18 protein-coding genes are annotated in these 16,965 nt (G+C 70.4%); 5 read left to right on the top strand and 13 right to left on the bottom strand.

The genetic code is table 11. From position 1 onward, the window contains the following. Positions 1–18: 18 nt before the first annotated feature. From rplS to ppc, 8 genes are all read right to left on the bottom strand, one after another. Positions 19–363: a 50S ribosomal protein L19 gene (gene rplS / locus MARPU_RS07230; protein ID WP_005223777.1), complete on the bottom strand. Its 345-nt coding sequence runs from the start codon at positions 361–363 to the stop codon at positions 19–21. 21 nt (positions 364–384) lie between these two features. Beyond that, a complete protein-coding gene (gene trmD, locus MARPU_RS07225; protein WP_005223778.1) occupies positions 385–1,134 on the bottom strand; it encodes a tRNA (guanosine(37)-N1)-methyltransferase TrmD in 750 nt (249 codons plus the stop codon). 34 nt (positions 1,135–1,168) lie between these two features. After that, a complete protein-coding gene (rimM, locus tag MARPU_RS07220; protein ID WP_025275183.1) occupies positions 1,169–1,681 on the bottom strand; it encodes a ribosome maturation factor RimM in 513 nt (170 codons plus the stop codon). A gap of 23 nt (positions 1,682–1,704) precedes the next feature. Beyond that, positions 1,705–1,968 (bottom strand): 30S ribosomal protein S16, encoded by a 264-nt coding sequence (gene rpsP, locus MARPU_RS07215; RefSeq protein WP_005223780.1) that lies wholly within the window; start codon positions 1,966–1,968, stop codon positions 1,705–1,707. Between the two features lie 137 nt (positions 1,969–2,105). After that, a complete protein-coding gene (locus MARPU_RS07210) occupies positions 2,106–3,236 on the bottom strand; it encodes a toxic anion resistance protein (RefSeq protein WP_005223781.1) in 1,131 nt (376 codons plus the stop codon). A gap of 49 nt (positions 3,237–3,285) precedes the next feature. Next, positions 3,286–4,161 carry a 5-bromo-4-chloroindolyl phosphate hydrolysis family protein gene (locus tag MARPU_RS07205; protein WP_005223782.1) on the bottom strand — a complete coding sequence of 292 codons (876 nt, stop codon included), beginning with the start codon at positions 4,159–4,161 and terminating at the stop codon, positions 3,286–3,288. Next, a complete protein-coding gene (locus tag MARPU_RS18080) occupies positions 4,155–4,280 on the bottom strand; it encodes a hypothetical protein (protein ID WP_005223783.1) in 126 nt (41 codons plus the stop codon). The genes MARPU_RS07205 and MARPU_RS18080 overlap by 7 nt, the downstream gene beginning before the upstream one ends. A 154-nt stretch (positions 4,281–4,434) precedes the next feature. Then, positions 4,435–7,221, bottom strand: coding sequence for a phosphoenolpyruvate carboxylase (ppc, locus tag MARPU_RS07200; protein ID WP_005223784.1), 2,787 nt, complete (start codon positions 7,219–7,221; stop codon positions 4,435–4,437). Positions 7,222–7,435: 214 nt separating this feature from the next. On the opposite strand from ppc, the gene MARPU_RS07195 reads away from it, so the two are divergent. Beyond that, entirely contained in the window at positions 7,436–7,867 is a 432-nt protein-coding gene (locus tag MARPU_RS07195) for a hypothetical protein (protein WP_005223785.1), read from the top strand. Positions 7,868–7,872: 5 nt separating this feature from the next. Here the strand turns inward: MARPU_RS07195 and egtD are convergent, their stop codons facing one another. Together egtD and egtB are read right to left on the bottom strand one after the other, a co-directional pair. Further along, on the bottom strand, positions 7,873–8,889 hold the full coding sequence (egtD, locus tag MARPU_RS07190; protein ID WP_005223786.1) for an L-histidine N(alpha)-methyltransferase: 1,017 nt from the start codon (positions 8,887–8,889) through the stop codon (positions 7,873–7,875). Then, positions 8,886–10,157, bottom strand: a complete 1,272-nt coding sequence (gene egtB / locus MARPU_RS07185) for an ergothioneine biosynthesis protein EgtB (protein ID WP_005223787.1) — start codon at positions 10,155–10,157, stop codon at positions 8,886–8,888. Before egtB ends, egtD begins: the two co-directional genes overlap by 4 nt. A gap of 222 nt (positions 10,158–10,379) precedes the next feature. Between egtB and MARPU_RS07180 the strand changes: the two genes are divergently transcribed. After that, positions 10,380–11,054, top strand: a complete 675-nt coding sequence (locus tag MARPU_RS07180) for an LON peptidase substrate-binding domain-containing protein (RefSeq protein WP_005223788.1) — start codon at positions 10,380–10,382, stop codon at positions 11,052–11,054. Positions 11,055–11,069: 15 nt separating this feature from the next. On the opposite strand, the gene MARPU_RS07175 is transcribed toward MARPU_RS07180, so the two are convergent. Next, the gene (locus MARPU_RS07175; RefSeq protein ID WP_005223789.1) at positions 11,070–12,176 is read right to left on the bottom strand and encodes an alcohol dehydrogenase catalytic domain-containing protein; all 1,107 of its coding nucleotides are present in this window, start codon (positions 12,174–12,176) and stop codon (positions 11,070–11,072) included. A 107-nt stretch (positions 12,177–12,283) separates the two neighbouring features. Here MARPU_RS07175 and MARPU_RS07170 point away from each other — a divergent pair, with 107 nt between their 5' ends. The 3 genes from MARPU_RS07170 (at position 12,284) to MARPU_RS07160 (ending at position 14,064) form a co-directional block, all read left to right on the top strand. Then, entirely contained in the window at positions 12,284–13,159 is an 876-nt protein-coding gene (locus tag MARPU_RS07170) for a LysR family transcriptional regulator (RefSeq protein ID WP_005223790.1), read from the top strand. An 85-nt stretch (positions 13,160–13,244) separates the two neighbouring features. Then, entirely contained in the window at positions 13,245–13,571 is a 327-nt protein-coding gene (locus MARPU_RS07165; protein ID WP_005223791.1) for a HesB/IscA family protein, read from the top strand. Between the two features lie 73 nt (positions 13,572–13,644). Beyond that, positions 13,645–14,064: a SufE family protein gene (locus MARPU_RS07160; RefSeq protein ID WP_005223792.1), complete on the top strand. Its 420-nt coding sequence runs from the start codon at positions 13,645–13,647 to the stop codon at positions 14,062–14,064. A gap of 10 nt (positions 14,065–14,074) precedes the next feature. On the opposite strand, the gene MARPU_RS07155 is transcribed toward MARPU_RS07160, so the two are convergent. Then, positions 14,075–16,228, bottom strand: a complete 2,154-nt coding sequence (locus MARPU_RS07155; protein ID WP_005223793.1) for a xanthine dehydrogenase family protein molybdopterin-binding subunit — start codon at positions 16,226–16,228, stop codon at positions 14,075–14,077. Further along, on the bottom strand, positions 16,221–16,685 hold the full coding sequence (locus MARPU_RS07150) for a (2Fe-2S)-binding protein (RefSeq protein ID WP_025275181.1): 465 nt from the start codon (positions 16,683–16,685) through the stop codon (positions 16,221–16,223). Before MARPU_RS07150 ends, MARPU_RS07155 begins: the two co-directional genes overlap by 8 nt. Between the last annotated feature and the right edge of the window lie 280 nt (positions 16,686–16,965).

Here is a 16,965-nt window from a genome sequence, read left to right as displayed (position 1 = left end):
GGGCGGCCGCCACGAACCTCAGACCTTTTCCTTGATGCGGGCGGCCTTGCCGGAACGCTCGCGCAGGTAGTAGAGCTTGGCGCGACGCACGTCGCCCTTGCGCTTGACCTCGATCCCGGCGATGGTCGGGCTGTGGGTCTGGAAGACGCGCTCGACGCCCTCGCCGTGGGAGATCTTGCGCACGGTGAAGGCGGAGTTCAGACCGCGGTTACGGATGGCGATCACCACGCCCTCGAACGCCTGCAGGCGCTCACGGTTGCCTTCCTTCACGCGCACCTGGACGACGACGGTGTCGCCCGGGGCGAAATCCGGCACTTCACGGGTGATCTGCTCGTTCTCGAGCTGTTGAATGATGTTGCTCATGGTTTCCTTAGGCTCCTGTTCTTACCCGGCGCCATCGGCATGATGGGCCCGGACGAAGTCATCGAGCAGCGCCTGTTCGTCCGCACTCAGGCCTCGCCGCTCCAGCATTTCCGGTCGGCGCAACCAGGTCCGCCCTAGCGCCTGGCGCAACCGCCAACGTTCGATCGCGCGGTGATCGCCGCCGACCAGCACCGCAGGGACCTCCTCTCCGTCGATCCGCTCCGGTCGTGTGTAATGGGGGCAGTCCAGTAGCCCGTCCATGTGTGAATCCTGACGCGCCGAATCGGCGTGTCCGAGCGCGCCCGGCAGCAGCCGGATCACCGCGTCCATCACCACCATGGCCGGCAGCTCGCCGCCGCTGAGGACATAGTCTCCGATTGACCATTCCTCGTCGACGTGCCCCTCGATCAGCCGCTCGTCGACACCCTCGTAGCGCCCGGCGAGCAGGATCCACCCCGGTTGCGTGGCGATCTCGACCATCGCGGCCTGATCGAGCACCCGCCCCTGGGGCGAGAGATAGGCGACCCGGCTCGCCGGCGCCGCCGCGCGCGCGGCGGCGATGGCCGCGCGCAGCGGCTCGACCTTCATCACCATCCCCGGTCCGCCCCCGTAGGGACGATCGTCGACGGTGCGGTGCACGTCGTGGGTGAAATCGCGCGGATTCCACAGCTGCAACGCAGCCAGCCCACGGGTCAGCGCCCGCCCGGTGACGCCCTGTTCGGCGAAGGTGCCGAACATCTCGGGGAACAGGGTGATGACGTCGAAACGCATGGCGCATGGACTCTCTGTTCGGCCTCGGGGCCGCTCAGAAGTCGGGGTCCCAGTCGACCTCGACGCGGCCGGCGGCGAAGTCCACCTGCTTGACGACATCTTCCCACACGAAGGGGATCAGTCGCTCGCGCTCACCCTTCACCACCAGCACGTCGTTGGCGCCGGTGGCGAACAGGTGGCTGATGCGACCGAGCGACTGCCCTTCGGTGGTGTGCACCTCGAGCTGCTCGAGGTCGCACCAGTAGAACTCGTCGGCGCGCGGCGGCGGCAGTTGATCGCGGGTGATGGCGATCTCCTGACCGACCAGCGCGGCGGCCTGATCACGGTCATCGCAGCCCTCGAGCCGGGCGACCAGACCCTTGCCGTGACGCTTGCCCTCGCAGAGCTTGCGGGGCCGCGCCTCGGGACCGAGCAGCCATTGGCTGTAGTGGAGGATGCCCTCACGTGGATCGGTCTCGGAGAACACCCGCACCCAGCCGCGCACGCCATAGACGCCGGCAATGCGCCCGAGCACGATGCGCCGCGTCGACGGCGACCGATCAGTCATCGCGCCCGTCATCCCGTGCCGTCTCAGGCCGCGACGGCCTCGACGTCCTTGGCAGCCTGCTTGAGCAGCTGCGCGGCGCGGTCGGTCGGCTGGGCGCCCTGGCCGAGCCAGTAGTCGGCGCGCTCGCGGTTGATGCGCAGCTCGACCTCACCACCCTTGGCATTCGGGTTGTAGAAACCGAGGCGCTCGATGTAGCGACCGTCGCGCTTGGCGCGCACGTCGGCAACAACGACCTGATAGAAGGGGTTCTTCTTCGAACCACCACGGGACAAACGAATCGTGACCATGTGCTGTCCTGGCTCAGACTGAACTGTTAGCGATGCGGGACACCCCGCGGGTAAACGCGTAAATATACAGAATCTTGCGAGAAATGGAAGAGCGGAGTTCGATCGCGATCGCCCCGCCCGCCCCCGCCCGCCCCCGCTCAACCGCGCTCGGCGCTGCTTCGGGCGCTGGCGGCACTGAGCGTGGCGCGCAGATCGGCCTCCAGACGCGTCAGCTCGGCGTTGGCCTCGGCACGCGCGCGCTTGCCAGCATCGGCGATCTGCAGGCTCTCCTCGATGGTCTCGATCAGGCTGCGGTTGGCCTGCTTGACCGCCTCGATGTCGAACACCCCACGCTCGATCTGGCGCCGCGCCTCGGCGTTGGCCGACTTGAGGTTGGCGGCGTTGGCCTGGAGCAGCTCGTTGGTGAGGTCGGTGGCCGCCTTGAGGGTGTCGGCCGCCTCGGCCGAGCGGAAGATGGTCACCGCCTGGGCGAGCTGCTGGCGCCACAGCGGCACGGTGTTGACCAGGGTGGAGTTGATCTTGTTGATCAGCCCCTTGTCGTTCTCCTGCACCAGACGGATGCTCGGCAGCCCCTGCATCGCCACCTGACGGGTGAGCCTGAGGTCGTGGACGCGCCGTTCCAGGTCGTCGCGCGCGCCGCGCAGGTCGCGCAGCCGCTGCGCCTCGACCATGTCGGCGCCGGCCTCGACCTGGGCGACGAGCGCCGGAATCGCCCGCTCGTCGAGTTCGGCGAGCTTGCGCTCGCCGGCGAGGATATAGGACTCGAGCGCACGGAAATAGTCGAGATTGGCGGCATAGAGCCGATCGAGTGCGGTGACGTCGGTGAGCAGCTGGGTCTTGTGGCCCTCGAGCGCGCGCGAGATGTCCTCGATCTGGTCGCGCACCGCCTCGTACTCCTCGAGGAAGCGGGCGATCGGCCGGGTCTTGCCGAGGAGCTTGGAGAACCAGCCCTGACGGCGGTTGGGATCGAGCCCCTCGACGTCGAAGCCCTTGAGGGTGGTGACCATCTCGCTGAGCGCGGCGCCGGCCGGGCCGGTGTCCTTGGCGCGCACGCCCTCGAGCATCCGGTCCGAGACCTCGGTGAGACGCTGCTGGGCCTTGGCGCCGAAGAACATCACCGAGTGCGCGTCGCGGAAGTCGAGTTCGCCGAGCAGGCGCTCGACCTCGGCCTCGTCGACACCGCCGTGCTCGGGCAGCCCGAACTCGGACATCGACTCGGCGGGGACGGCGCGCCCACTGGCGCTCTGGGGATACTGGGATTGGCTCACTGCGGTTGATCTCCGGGGAAAACGGGTGAGGACGGCGCGCGCCGGGCGACTAGCTCAGGCCCTCGCGCTCGAGCTGCTGCTTGAGCACCTCGATGCGTACGTCGAGGTCCATCAGGTCGCTGTCGAGCAGGCGCTGGTGCTGCTCGTCGAAGACCTCCTCGACGGTGACCAACACGCCGCGGAAGTTCTCCTCCAGCGCCAGCACGTCGGCCTGACGGTGGGTGCGGGCATAGCCGTCGGTAACCTGACGCACGCCGTCGAGATAGACGTTGAGGAACTTGCGCGCGCGGAACAGATCGGTCGGACGCTCGGCGATCTGCTCGAGGATACGCCGTCCCTTGAGCGCGATGCGCCCGAGCCGCGCCTTGAGTTCGGGGTTGGCGATGCGCGCGGCGGCGGTCTCGACCTCGATGAGCTTCTGCTCGGCCTCGGCGAGCGCCGCGGCGACCTTGCGTGCGCGCGCATCCGAGAAGTCGAAGGGCTGCTCGGGCGCCTCCGGCATCAGCCCGTAGCTGAGATGGAAGCCGAGCAGCGCGACTGCGGCGAAGGCGAGCGCGAGCCCCGCCCCCTGCCCCAGCGAGACCAGCACGCACCAGCCGGTGGCGAGCGCCACCAGCAGCCCGCCGAGGGTCTGCAGCCGCACCCGCGGCAGCCGCGCGAAGCGCCGGCGGCGATCCTGCAGGTGCGCCTCGCGGATACCGCGCCGGGTGAGATAGGCCGCGGCCATGAACAGCGCGAAGCCGCTGGCGTCGGCGAGGAAGGACTCCAGCCGTCCGGCGCCGAGCGCGATCAGCGCGCCGAACAGCAGCGGCAGCGGCAGCACGAACAGCAGCAGCCCGCGCAGCCGCGGCGCGCGCGGCGTCTCGCGCGCCACCACGCCCTCGCGCAGCAGCTCGCCGAGCCGTCCGGCCCCGCTGCTCACCATGAGAACAAGGCCTGACAGGAGACCAGGCCGACGCTGAAGAAGAGCAGCACCCCCCCCAGCGCCCTGGCGCCGAGCGCCGGACGAGCGGGGGTGGAACGGTTGGAATCGGGATCGTTCATGGCGATGGGATCTGAATGAGTCGGGTGACGCGAGGCGCCAGCGTCGGCCACGCTGACCGCCGCGCGCAGATGCGCGTGATTTCATCTTCTGTGGTTCAAAGCCGTTTTTTCAATAAGGATATTCGTTCCCGGCGCCACGCGGGCGGCGGTGTGTTCAACCAGTGTTGCGCATCCCGGCGGCGATGGCGTTGATCGAACGCAGCAGCGGATCGAGCCACTGCTCGCGTTGCTCCGCCTCGGGCTCGCCGCGATAGCGCTCGAGCAGCACCACCTGGATGTGGTTGAGCGGGTCGAGATAGCGGTTGCGACGCAGCAGCGAGCGGCGCAGCGCCGGTTGGTCGGCGAGCAACCGGTCGGTCTCGGTGACCGCCAGCACCTCGCTCAGGGTCAGCCGGTACTCGGCCTCGATGTGCGCGAGGAGGGCCGCGGCGCGCGGCGGGTCGTCGGCCAGGCGCAGGTACTCACGGGCGATCGCCATCTCGGCCTTGAACAGCGACATCTGGGTGTTCGACAACAGCACCCGGAAGAAGGGCCACTCGCCATACATCCGCCGCAACCGCACCAAGCGTTCGGGATCGTCGCCGCGATAGCGCGCCAGCGCGGTGCCGATGCCGAACCACCCCGGCAGGGTCAGCCGCGCCTGTCCCCAGCCGAACACCCAGGGGATGGCGCGGATCGAGCTAAGCGAGCGATCGCCGCGGCTGCGGTGCGCCGGGCGCGAGCCGATGTTGAGCAGCGCGATGCCGTCGACCGGGGTGCAGGCATAGAAATAATCGAGCAGCCCCTCGGTGCCGACCAGCGCGCGATAGGCCGCCTCGCCGTGCGCGGCCAGCTCGGCCATGACCTCCAGGTCCTCGGCGCGCTCGGGCGCGGCGGACTCAATCAGGCAACGGCTGGCCTTGATCAGACCGCTGATCCCCATGGTGAGTTCATAGCGCGCGGTCTCGGGGTTGGCGTAGCGATAGGAGAGCACCTCGCCCTGCTCGGTGAACTTGATCTGGCCGTGCACGGTATCGGCCGGCTGGGCGAGGATCGCCTCGTGGGTCGGCCCGCCGCCGCGCCCCACGGTGCCGCCGCGGCCGTGAAACAGCCGACAGGCCACGCCGTGCTCGTCGGCGAGCGCGATCACCTTGCGCTGGGCCTCGTAGAGACGCCAGCCCGAGGCGAGGATGCCGCCGTCCTTGCAGGAGTCGGAATAGCCGAGCATCACCTCCTGCTGATCGCCCGAGGCGCGCAGCAGCGCGCGATAGGTGGGATCGGTGAACAGCCGCCCCATCACCGCGTCGATCCGCGCCAGGTCGTCGATGGTCTCGAACAACGGCGCGATCTGCAGGGTGCAGAACCAGCCCTGGCGGTCGCGTCCGGCGAGCCCCGCCAGCCGCGCCAGCAGCATCACCTCGAGCACGTGACTGGCCTCATGGGTCATCGAGATCACGTACTGACCGATCGCCTGCTCGCCGACCTCGGCGCGCGCCCGGGCGATGGTCTCGAAGGTCTCCAGGGTCTCGCGGGTGGCCGCGCCGAGGGTCGCCTTGTCGATGACGAAGGGCTGGGGGTGGACGATCGCCTCGACCAGGGCGAGCAGGCGCTGCGACTCGTCGAAGGCGAGATAGTAGGGCGCGCCGGGCTGGCGGGCGAACAACTCAGCCACCGCCTCGGTGTGGCGGCTCGACTCCTGGCGCAGGTCGAGCTGCACCAGATGGAAGCCGAAGGTCTCGACCAGACGGATCAGGTCGTGGAGCGGCCCGGCGGCGGCGCTGGCATCGCCGTGATGGATCAGCGAGTCGCGGATCAGCCGGAGGTCGACGAGGAAGGCGCGGGCATCGCAATACCCGGCCGCCGGCAGCGTCTCGGCCTCGGCGAGACGGGCACGCACCCGCGCCAGGTTGGCCTCGAGCCGGTGGGCGACCATCGCCAGCTTGCGCCGGTAGGGCTCGTTGAGGAAGCGGCGCAGGCTCTGCCCCATGGTCTCGACCCAGTAGTCCTCGTCGGCGTCGAGGCTGTCGAGGAAGGCCGGCGCGGGCTCGCACAACGCGCTGGAGTGGCTGAGCATGCGCTGCAACCGCCCCACCCGTTCGAGATAGTGCTCAAGCGCCAGCTCGGCGTGCATCCGCACCGCCAGCTCGGTGGTCTCGGGGCACACGAAGGGGTTGCCGTCGCGATCGCCGCCGATCCACGAGCCGAAGCGCATCAGGCTCGGCACCGCCGCGGCGGTCGCGGCACCGTGGACCCGGCGCACCGCCTTCTCGAGGATGCGATAGACCTCGGGCACGGCGCCAAACAGCGACTCACGGAAGAAATAGAGCCCCTGGCGCACTTCATCGGTGACCTGTGGCTTGTGCACCCGCACCTCGTCGGTCTTCCACAGGATCTGGATCTGGGCGCGGATCTCGGCGAGCTTGTCCTCGCGCTCCTCGTCGTTGAGCCGGTGGCGGTGCAGGTCCTGCCCGGCGAGGAAGATGCGGCGGAAGATCTCGGCGATGGTGCGCCGCCGCGCCTCGGTGGGGTGCGCGGTGAACACCGGCAGATAGACCAGGTGCTCGAGCAGGCTCTGGAAGGGTGCGGGCGCCACCCCGTCGGCGGCGAGCCGACGCACGGTGTCGTCGAAGGAGCCGCGCCACAGCCGCTCGCCGGAGGAGACGCGCGCCATGCGCTGGAGATGGGCGTTGAGTTCCTCGGCGGTGTTGACCAAACCGAAATAGATCGCAAAGGCGCGGATCACCTCGGCCAGGGTCTGCGGGTCGAGCCCCTCAATGCGCGCCCGCAGGCGCGCGCGCAGCGTCTCGTCCTCGCCCTCGCGCAGCTGCATGAAGCCCTCGCGCAGGCGCTCGACCACCACCAGCACGCGCTTGCGACTGTGCTCGCGCAACACGTCGCCGAGCAGCCGGGTGAACAGCTCGATGTCGTGCTCGAGCACGGGGTCGTCCACGGTCTCGTTCATCAGCTTGGCTCCGGGGGATGGCGCGGCACTGCCGCCAGGGGCACGGGCGCGGGCGTCCAGGCCGCGCGGCCACCGTCAGCATCGACCGCGACGACGGGAAACGCAAGCTCGGGACCGCGCCGGCGGCGTCCTGCAGAAAGATGACGATCCTGTTTCGAAATCGTTACCCGTGTGCTTTACTCAGGTATAGCCTTACCGCGTCGGAGTCGTGCCCATGCCCCACCCCGCCACCACGTTCGCGCTGCTCTGCTGTCTGCTCGGCGTCCTGCCCCAGCCGCGGGCCGAGACGCCCGCCTGCCACCAGCCCTTCGCCCACGCCGAGGCTGGCGCCGAGCGGCTGCGCGCGATCGCCCGCGCCTGCGACGACCCCGTCCTCGCCCGGCTCTATCACCACCGCGCCGCGCATCGCGAGGCGCTCGGCGAGATCGCCCTGCTCGCCCGGCTGCACCGCGCCCACGGCAACACCGACCGGCTGCGACTACACCAGGGACGCATCCACGCCGCGCTGCTCGAGGGCTTCGCCGCACGCGCCTGGCGCGGCGGACGCGCCGAGACCCTCGACGCCCTCGCCCGCGGCTACGCCCGGGCGATCGACCGGCTCGAACGCACCATCGCCGGCCAGGACCTGGCCTACGGCGGGCGCTGAGCCCCTCAGCAAGCCTCGACGCGCAGACAGTGCACGCTGAACAGCCGGTGCGGGTCGGTCCACACCCGCTCGGGGACGAAGCCCGCGCCAGCGGCCAGCTGGTGGAAGCCGGCGATGTCGTACTTGTAGGAGTTCTCGGTGTGGATGGTCTCGCCGGCGGCGAAGACGAAGCGCTGCCCGGCGACGGTCACGGTCTGCTCGCGCAGGCTCTCCAGGTGCATCTCGACACGTCCCAGGGCGGCGTCGTAGCGGGCGCGATGGGCGAAGGCATCGAGGTCGAAGTCGGCCTCGAGTTCGCGGTTGAGCCGTTCGAGCAGATTGCGATTGAAGGCCGCGGTCACCCCCTGGGCGTCATCATAGGCCGCCTCCAGCACGGCGCGCTCCTTGCGCAGATCGACACCGACCAGCAGCCGCCCGCCGATGCCCACCAGCACCGCCACCCGCTGGAGCAGCGCGCGCGCCTCCTCGGGCTCGAAGTTGCCGATGCTCGAGCCGGGGAAGAAGGCCGCCAGGCCCTCGCGATCGCCCTCGATCGGCAGCTCGAAGGGGACCGAGTAATCGGCACAGGTGGCGTGGATGGCCAGCGCCGGGAAGTGCTCGGCGAGCGACTCGGCCGAGGCGCGCAGGTGATCGCGGGAGATGTCGATGGGGACATAGACCTCGGGTTCGAGCGCCGCGAGCAGGATGCGGATCTTGAGACTGCTGCCGCTGCCGAGTTCGAGCAGCACCCGACCGCGCCCGAGCAGGTCGGCCATCTCCTCGCCGTGGTCGCAGAGGATCCCGATCTCGGTGCGGGTCGGGTAGTACTCGGGCAGCTCGGTGATAGCGTCGAACAGCCGCGAGCCGCGCGCGTCGTAGAAGAGCTTGGGCGAGAGCCGCTTGGGGCTGGCCGCGAGCCCGGCGAGGACCTCGGCACGCAGGTCGTCCGGGGTCGGGTGGGCATCGAAGAAGCGCACTCCCGGCGCGATCCCCGAGCGGGGCGGGCGCGATCCGGTGGCGAGCGTGGCGGCGATGTTCATCATTCGACCTCCGCGAGTCTGAATCCCTTGAACTGCCAGCGTTCGTGGGGATAGAAGAAGTTGCGATAACTGAGCCGCAGATGGTCGCGCGAACTCACGCAGGAGCCGCCGCGCAGCACCATCTGGTTGCACATGAACTTGCCGTTGTACTCGCCGATCGCGCCGCCGGGGGCGCGATAGCCGGGATAGGCGAGATAGGCCGAGGCGGTCCACTCCCAGAGATCGCCGAAGAGCTGACGTATCCCGCTGCCACGCGCCGGACGGGGATGGAGCAAACCGCTGTCGAGGAAGTTGCCGGCGAGCGCGACACCGGCGGCGGCGTGCTCCCACTGCGCCTCGGTCGGCAGCGACTTGCCCGCCCAGCTGGCGTAGGCATCGGCCTCGTAATAGCTGAGGTGACAGACCGGCTCGGCGGGGTCGAGCGGGCGCATGCCGCCGAGGGTCAGCGTCTGCCACCGGCCATCGACCCGCTCCCAGTAGAGCGGCGCCTCCCAACCCTCGGCGCGTACCCGTGCCCAGCCGTCGGAGAGCCAGTGGGCGGGGTCGTGATAGCCGCCGTCCTCGACAAAGGCGAGGAACTCGGCGTTGCTCACCAATCGGTCGGCGAGCGCGAAGGGTTCGAGGAAGACACGGTGGCGCGGACGCTCGTTGTCATAGGCGAAGCCCTCGGCGCCGGCGCCGATCTCGACCAGCCCACCGTCGAACGACACCCAGTTGAGCGGCTCGGGCGCGCCCGGCGCCGGCGCCGCGAGATCGGCGCGATAGGCCGGGCGCAACGGGTTGTGAGCGAGGTTGCGCTTGATGTCGGTGAGCAACAGCTCCTGGTGCTGCTGCTCGTGATTGAGCCCGATGCGCAAGCGCAGCTCGACGCGCGGCCAACGCTCGGCGTCGCAGCACTCGATCAGACGCAGCATGGCCGTGTCGACATGACGACGATAGTCGTAGACCTCCTCGACCCGGGGACGCGACAGCAGCCCGCGCTCGGCGCGGGGCCAGAAACCGCTGCCGGTCTGCTCGTAGTAGCTGTTGAACAGATGCGCGAAGCGCGGATCGAAGGGGCGATAGCCATCGAGCGACGGCATCAGCAGGAAGGTCTCGTAGAACCAGGAGACATGGGCCAGGTGCCACTTCGGCGGGCTGGCCTCGGGGACGACCTGAAGGCCGTAATCCTCGATGGCGAGCGGTTCGCAGAGGTGTTCGGTGAGGGCGCGGACCCGACGGAACTCGTCGGCGAGTCCGGCGCGCGTGCCATCCGTTGGGGTTGGGTGCATCTCGTCCTCGCTTCGGCTGCAGGTGGGACGACGGCGGACCTCGGTCACACCGCCAGCGGACCTCGCCCCCCTGAGTGTGCGGCCACCGCCGAGGAATCCAAACCCGATGCCGCAGGGCTGGGGATGCGACGCACACACCCCAATCTGCTCGCTGTACCACCCGGTTCGCGGCGCGCTCCGCCCGCGGCGCGGGGCACGTCCACCGAACCCCGGAGCAGTGAGATGACGCGCACCCCCTTCTTCCCCAAGTTCGCCGATCTGCCGACGGAACTCGCAGTCTTCCCCCTCCCCGGCGCGGTACTGATGCCGGGCGTGCAACTCCCGCTCAATATCTTCGAGCCACGCTATCTGCGCATGATCGACGACGTCCTCGCCGCCGATCACCTGCTCGGCATGATCCAGCCGCAGGAGACGCCGGGCGAGGACGAGACGACGCCGACCGCCCCGCTCCATCCGGTCGGCTGCGCCGGGCGCATCACCAGCTACAGCGAGACCAGCGACGGGCGCATCGTGCTGGTGCTCACCGGGGTGTGTCGCTTCCGCGTCACCGGCGAACTCGCCGAGCGCGCTGGCTACCGCCGGGTGGCGCCCGAGTGGCGGGACTTTGCCGCCGATCTCGACGAGCCGGTGTCCGGCGCGATCGCCGAGCGGCGCCCCTTTCTCGTCGCGCTCGAGCGCTACTGTCAGGTACGCCGCGTCGAGGTGCCGTGGCAGGACCTCGAGCAGATGCCCGACACCGACCTGGTCAACCTGCTCTGCGCCCACCTGCCACTGAGCCCGGAGGACAAGCAGGCGCTGATCGAGACCCTGGAGACGCCGGCGCGCGCGGTGCTGATGCGCGGCCTGCTGGAGATGGCCACGATCGCCGACATCGACGTCGACGACCAGCGTCACTAACGACCGACGTCGCGCTCAGCGCGCGATCTCCGGGTGATCGACACGGATCACGATCTTGCCGACGTGCTGCTTGTCGAGAAAGGCGCGCTGTGCCTCGCGCAGTTGCGCGAGATCGAACGCGGCGGCGACCCACGGCCGGATCTCGTCGCGCTCGATATAGCCGATCAGATCGGTGAAGACGCGATCGGGCTGGAAGGTCGAGCCGAACAGGGTGAGATCGCGCAGATAGAGCGTGCGCACATCGAGTTCGACGATCGGCCCGGCGATCGCGCCCGCGGCGACGTAGCGACCCGCGCGGCGCAGCGTATCGAGCAACGCCGGCCAGCGCGGCCCGGCGACCACGTCGACCACCACGTCGAAGGCATCGCGCGGCAGCGGCGCCTCGCGCCCGAGCGTCGCGTCGGCACCGGCGGCGCGGATCGCCGCCGCCTTGGCCGCGCCGGTCATCGCGGTGACATGGGCGCCGCGACGCTTGGCCAGCTGCACCGTCGCCAGCCCGACGCCGCCCGAGGCGCCGGTGATCAGCACCCGCTCGACGCCAAGCGCCACCTTCTGCAGCATCGCCTCGGCGGTCGAGTAGGCGCAGGGGATCGAGGCCAGCTCCAGGTCGCTCCAGTCGGAGCGGATCGGCAACGCATCGGTGGCAAAGGTCTTGGTGTACTGCGCGAAGGCGCCGTCGCACTCCGAGCCCAGGGTCCAGGTCGACAGCTCGCCCCCCGGCGCCCGGCTCGACTGCAGCGCGCGCACCAGCACGCGTTCGCCGAGACGCGCCTCGGGCACCGCCGCGCCGACGGCGACGATCTCGCCACAGCAGTCGGCCCCCTGGATCAGCGGGAAGGCGATCGGCGCACCCGACCAGGCGCCATCGCTCGCCGCCGCCGGGGCCGCGCCGTCGCTGGCGAGCGAGGCGGTGTCACCACGCACCGACTTCGAGTACCAGGCGGTGCGGGTGTTGATGTCGGTGTTGTTCACCGAACTGGCATGGACCCGGATCAACACCTCGTCCGGCCCCGGTTGCGGCACCGGCAGGTCGTCGCGCCACGCCAGCCTGTCGAGACCACCGTGGCCGGTGAGGACGACGCCGGACATGGTCGCCGGGATGTGATGAAGGTGATGCTGCATGATGAACGCCTCGCTGTCTGCCGAAGCTGGCATGATCGGCGGCGGCGAAATATGATTCAAAGTGATTATTTCGCTCGAACCATCGATTTCAGTCATACAGGAGCGGCATGCGGACACGACTGGAGATCGGCGCGCTACAGGCGCTGTGCGCGATCGCCGACCAAGGCGGCGTGACCCGGGCTGCGGCGTACCTGGCACTGTCGCAATCGGCCGTCTCGCACAAGATCAAACGGCTGGAGGAGGGACTCGGCTGCACCCTGCTGACCCGCCGCACCGGCACGACACCGTTCACCGACGAGGGCGAGCGGCTGCTTGGCTATGCGCGCCGTCTGCTCGCACTGCACGACGAGGCGCTGCTGAACCTCGGGCAGCAACCCTTGACCGGACGGATCCGGCTCGGCATGACCGAAGACATCAGCGGCGGCGGGCTGGCGCGCATCCTCGGGCGCTTCACCCGCCGTCATCCCGAGGTCAGCGTCCAGGCCCGGGTCGGCCAGAGCCTGGCGATCGCCACGCGACTCGCGCGCGACGAGCTCGACATCGGCATCCTCCAGGTGTTCGCGCACCAGACGCTGAGCACCGACCTGGTGCTGGGGCGCGACGCCCTGCACTGGGTGAAGTCGCCCGATCTCGCGCTCGACCTCTCGCGCCCGGTGCCCTTCCTCTCGTTCGACGACAGCTGCTTCTACCGTCACTGGGCGATGGAAGCGGCGCAGTCACAGCCCCCCGGACTGACCACCGTGCTCACCTGCCCGAGCATCGCCGGGATCCTCTCGGCACTGCACGCCGGGCTCGGCGTCGGACTGCTGCACGCCAGCCAGATCCCCCCCGGGCTGGAGGTGATCGACGCCCCCTTCCCCGCGCCCCCGGCCATCGCCCATGTCGTGCGGGTCAGCCAGCAGGCGCGCGAGCGCGCAGTCGGCGCCCTGGTCGACGAGATCGCCGCCGAGCTCGGGCGCCCGGCGCTCACCCGGGTGGCCTGAGCGCGCCGACGAGGATTGAAAACCCCGCCGGTCGGCGCCCATCTAGGCTCAACGCTTCAGTACAGGCCAGATGAGGTAAGCAACCATGGCAGTCACCCTGACCGAGGCGGCCGCGCGCCACGTCTCCCGGATGATCGAGCAACGCGGACGAGGGGTCGGGCTGCGGGTGGCGACGCGCAAGAGCGGCTGCTCGGGCTTCGCCTACGAGGTCGACTACGCCGACGCCGTCGCGCCCACCGATCAGGTGTTCGAGAGCCACGGCATCAAGATCGTGGTCGATGACCAGAGCCTCGCGCGCATCGACGGCACCGAGATCGACTTCGTGCGCTCGAGCCTGCTCAACCTCGGCTTCGAGTTCCGCAACCCCAACGTCAAGGACCAGTGCGGCTGCGGCGAGTCCTTCAGCGTCTAGCACGGATCCGGTAGACTCGGTCGGCCGCGCACCCCGCGCGACCGACCCCAGCAACCAACCGCAGCGATCCACCATGCATCAAGACGCCGCCATCCAGGCCATCATCGACGACTTCGACCTGCTCGACGACTGGGACCAGCGCTATCAGTACCTGGTCGAACTCGGCGAGCGCCTCCCGGCGATGGACCCCGCCGACAAGACCGAGGACAACCGCGTGGTCGAGTGCATGAGCCTGGTGCACGTCGTCGCCCGCCCCACCGAGGGCGGACGGCTGGTCTATGCCGGCGACTGCGACACCGCCATCATCAAGGGCGTAGTGGCGCTGCTCGTCGGGCTGTTCTCCAACCGCAGCGCCGAGGAGATCGCCGCGCTCGACGTCGACGACCTGTTCACCGGGCTGGCGCTCGACGAGCACCTCAGCCCCAACCGTCACGTCGGCGTCTTCGCCATCGTCAACAAGATGCAGCGCCAGGCCGCCGCGCTCGGCGCCTGACCCCGCCCGTTCAGGCCAGGCGCAGCGGCAAGGCGCGCTGACGCTCGCCCCCGGCCGCGGCGATCGCCGCGGCCAGCGCCGGGGAGAGCGCCAGCGGCCCCAGATCCCCCACCCCGCCAGGGGTCGCGGCACCGGCGATCAGCTCGACCTCGACCTCGGGCATCTCGTCGAGACGCAGCAGCCGATAATCGGCGAGCGCGCGCTGCTCGACCCGCCCGGCAGCGAAGCTGATGCGCTCGCCGAGCGCGACGCTCAGGCCGAAGGCGACGCCCCCCTCCATCTGCGCGCGCACCCCGTCGGGGTCGACGGCCAGCCCACAGTCGACCACGCACCACACCCGCACCACCCGCAGCCCGTCGCCGGCGGCGCGCGGCGCCACCTCGACGACCTGGGCGACCAGGCTGTCGTAACCGGTGGCCAGGGCGATGCCGCGTCCGTGACCCGGAGCCGGCGACTGCGACCAACCGGCCAGCGCGGCGACGCGCTCGAGCACCGCGCGTGCGCGCGGTTGGTCCTCGAGCAGTGCCAGGCGCAGCGCCAGCGGATCGCGGCCGGTGGTCGCGGCCAGTTCGTCGAGGAAGCACTCGACGACATGGGCGTTGTGCGCCCGCGCGCCGCCGCGCCACAGCCCGAGCGAGACCGGCAGATCGGCGCGACGGTACTCGACGCGCAGCGCCGCCAGCGCGTAGGGCAGCGCGGTGGCGCCCTCGACCAGGGCCGGGTCGAGCCCGTCGGCGATCTCCTCGGGCGCCAGCCGCGCCAGCACCGAGGGGCCGACGATACGGTGGTACCAGGCGCGCGGCAGGCCCTCGGCGTCGAGGGTGGCGCGCAGCCGGTGACAGGTCATCGGACGGTAGTGATCCTGGGTGAGATCGTCGGCGCGGGTCCACACCACCTGCACCGGTCGCCCGAGGCGCTGCGCCAGCTCCACGGCGTCGGCGACGAAGTCCTGCTCGACCCGACGACCGAAGCCGCCGCCGAGCAGGGTGGTGCGCACCTCAATGCGCTCGGGCGCGAGCCCGGTGATGCGCTGCGCCGTCTCCAGCACCCGTTGCTGGGCCTGGGTGGGGACATGGATCACGCAGCGCTCAGCACTGACCTCGGCGGTGCAGTTCATCGGCTCCATGCAGACATGGGCGAGGAAGGGCAGGCTGTAGTCGGCCTCGACCACCCGCCCGGCCTGTTCGAGCACGGCCAGCGCCTCGCCGCGCTCCTCGGCCAGCGCCGCGCCGGGCGCGTCGAGGCGCGAGCGCAGCCGCGTCTCCATCCGCGCCTGATCGGCCGTGGTGTCGGCCGCGGGGTCGCAATCGATCTCCAGCGCGGCACGCCCGCGCAGCAGGCTCCAGGTGTCGCGCGCCACCACCGCGACACCATGGCGCACCGCCAGCACCGCCTCCACCCCCGGCACCGCACGCGCGGCATCGGCGCGCCAGGCGGTGACCCGCGCGCCGCTGAGCGGACAGCGCGCCACGCTGGCATAGCGCATTCCCGGCAGGCGCACGTCGAGCCCGTAGCGCGCCGCGCCCACCACCTTGTCCGGGGTATCGAGCCGGTGCCGTGGGGTGCCGATCAGTCGCCACTGCGCGGGCGCCTTGAGCGCCACCGACTCGGGCAGCGGCAACCGTGCCGCCGCCTCGGCCAGCGCGCCATAGTCGAGCCGGGTCTCGCCGTCGGGGTGATGGACCACGCCTCGCCGCACCCGACACGCCTCCGGGGCGACGTCCCAGTGCGCGGCGGCGGCGCGCACAAGCAGGGTCCGCGCCACCGCGCCGGCCTCGCGCAGCGGTCCCCAGGCATCGCGTACCGAGGTGCTGTCGCCGGTGGCCTGCTCGCCGAGCAGACGATTGACATAGTCCGGCGCCACCGGCGCCGGTTCGAGTTCGAGCTGGTCGAGCCCGACCTCCAGCTCCTCGGCCACCAGCATCGGCAGCGCACTGGTCACCCCCTGGCCCATCTCCGAGCGCGCCAGCATCAGCACCACCCGGCCATCGCTGTGGAGACGCAGCCAGGCACCAGGGGCGAACGTGCTCGCAGCACCGTCGAGCGTGTCCGTCTGCTCGGCGTCGGCGGCACCGATGCCGAGCATCAGGCCGCCACCGGCGAGCAGGCCGAGCCTGAGCAGGGCGCGGCGACTCAGCCGGAGACCGGGATCGGCATCAACCATTGTGCACCTCGGGGTTGGCCGCGCGCTGGATGGCGCGGCGGATACGCGCATAGCTGCCGCAGCGGCACAACACCCCGGACATGGCCGCGTCGATCTGCTCGGGGCTCGGCTGCGGGTGGGTGGCGAGCAGCGCCGCGGCGCTCATCAGCTGGCCGGACTGGCAGTAGCCGCACTGCGGCACCTCCTCAACGATCCAGGCCAGTTGCAACGGGTGACGACCGTCGGGCGAGAGCCCCTCGATGGTGGTCACCTCGCGCCCCGCAACCTCGCCCAGGGTCACACCGCAGGAGCGTACCGGCTCGCCGTCGAGGTGCACGGTGCAGGCGCCGCACTCGCCCTCGCCGCAGCCGAAGCGGGTGCCGGTCAGCCCGAGATGATCGCGCAGCGCCCACAGCAGGGGCATGTCGGGGTCGAGATCGAGCCGCACCGGCTCGCCGTTGAGGGTCAGGGTGATCATGGCATCCATCGCGTTCGGGTCGCGACCGGGCGAGACGCGCCGGTCCCCAACCGGCCGGACCGCGCCGCGGGGTCCGCCGGAACCTGCCGCGGGGCCCGCCTGACGGCGACGCCGGTCTCTGTGGCGAGCACCCGGACGGCGCGTTAGGATTGCAAATTTCCACCCCGGGCGAAAGGGAGTCGACCGCGCCCGCGCGCTGAACCATTCGCCGCCGGCACTGCCTCACTCGGGGTGAGAGCCGGTGCAGCAACACCCGCGCCACCGACCCAGCCGTCACAGG

Source organism: Marichromatium purpuratum 984, assembly GCF_000224005.2.
In the GTDB taxonomy this organism is placed as follows: domain Bacteria; phylum Pseudomonadota; class Gammaproteobacteria; order Chromatiales; family Chromatiaceae; genus Marichromatium; species Marichromatium purpuratum.
This window is presented reverse-complemented; position numbering and strand designations above follow the sequence as displayed.

Excerpts from the sequence above, each read along its gene's own strand:
- rplS (WP_005223777.1), bottom strand. The coding sequence starts at position 363 with ATGAGCAACATCATTCAACAGCTCGAGAACGAGCAGATCACCCGTGAA.
- trmD (WP_005223778.1), bottom strand. The coding sequence starts at position 1,134 with ATGCGTTTCGACGTCATCACCCTGTTCCCCGAGATGTTCGGCACCTTC.
- rimM (WP_025275183.1), bottom strand. The coding sequence starts at position 1,681 with ATGACTGATCGGTCGCCGTCGACGCGGCGCATCGTGCTCGGGCGCATT.
- rpsP (WP_005223780.1), bottom strand. The coding sequence starts at position 1,968 with ATGGTCACGATTCGTTTGTCCCGTGGTGGTTCGAAGAAGAACCCCTTC.
- MARPU_RS07205 (WP_005223782.1), bottom strand. The coding sequence starts at position 4,161 with ATGGTGAGCAGCGGGGCCGGACGGCTCGGCGAGCTGCTGCGCGAGGGC.
- MARPU_RS18080 (WP_005223783.1), bottom strand. The coding sequence starts at position 4,280 with ATGAACGATCCCGATTCCAACCGTTCCACCCCCGCTCGTCCGGCGCTC.
- ppc (WP_005223784.1), bottom strand. The coding sequence starts at position 7,221 with ATGAACGAGACCGTGGACGACCCCGTGCTCGAGCACGACATCGAGCTG.
- MARPU_RS07195 (WP_005223785.1), top strand. The coding sequence starts at position 7,436 with ATGCCCCACCCCGCCACCACGTTCGCGCTGCTCTGCTGTCTGCTCGGC.
- egtD (WP_005223786.1), bottom strand. The coding sequence starts at position 8,889 with ATGATGAACATCGCCGCCACGCTCGCCACCGGATCGCGCCCGCCCCGC.
- egtB (WP_005223787.1), bottom strand. The coding sequence starts at position 10,157 with ATGCACCCAACCCCAACGGATGGCACGCGCGCCGGACTCGCCGACGAG.
- MARPU_RS07180 (WP_005223788.1), top strand. The coding sequence starts at position 10,380 with ATGACGCGCACCCCCTTCTTCCCCAAGTTCGCCGATCTGCCGACGGAA.
- MARPU_RS07175 (WP_005223789.1), bottom strand. The coding sequence starts at position 12,176 with ATGCAGCATCACCTTCATCACATCCCGGCGACCATGTCCGGCGTCGTC.
- MARPU_RS07170 (WP_005223790.1), top strand. The coding sequence starts at position 12,284 with ATGCGGACACGACTGGAGATCGGCGCGCTACAGGCGCTGTGCGCGATC.
- MARPU_RS07165 (WP_005223791.1), top strand. The coding sequence starts at position 13,245 with ATGGCAGTCACCCTGACCGAGGCGGCCGCGCGCCACGTCTCCCGGATG.
- MARPU_RS07160 (WP_005223792.1), top strand. The coding sequence starts at position 13,645 with ATGCATCAAGACGCCGCCATCCAGGCCATCATCGACGACTTCGACCTG.
- MARPU_RS07155 (WP_005223793.1), bottom strand. The coding sequence starts at position 16,228 with ATGGTTGATGCCGATCCCGGTCTCCGGCTGAGTCGCCGCGCCCTGCTC.
- MARPU_RS07150 (WP_025275181.1), bottom strand. The coding sequence starts at position 16,685 with ATGATCACCCTGACCCTCAACGGCGAGCCGGTGCGGCTCGATCTCGAC.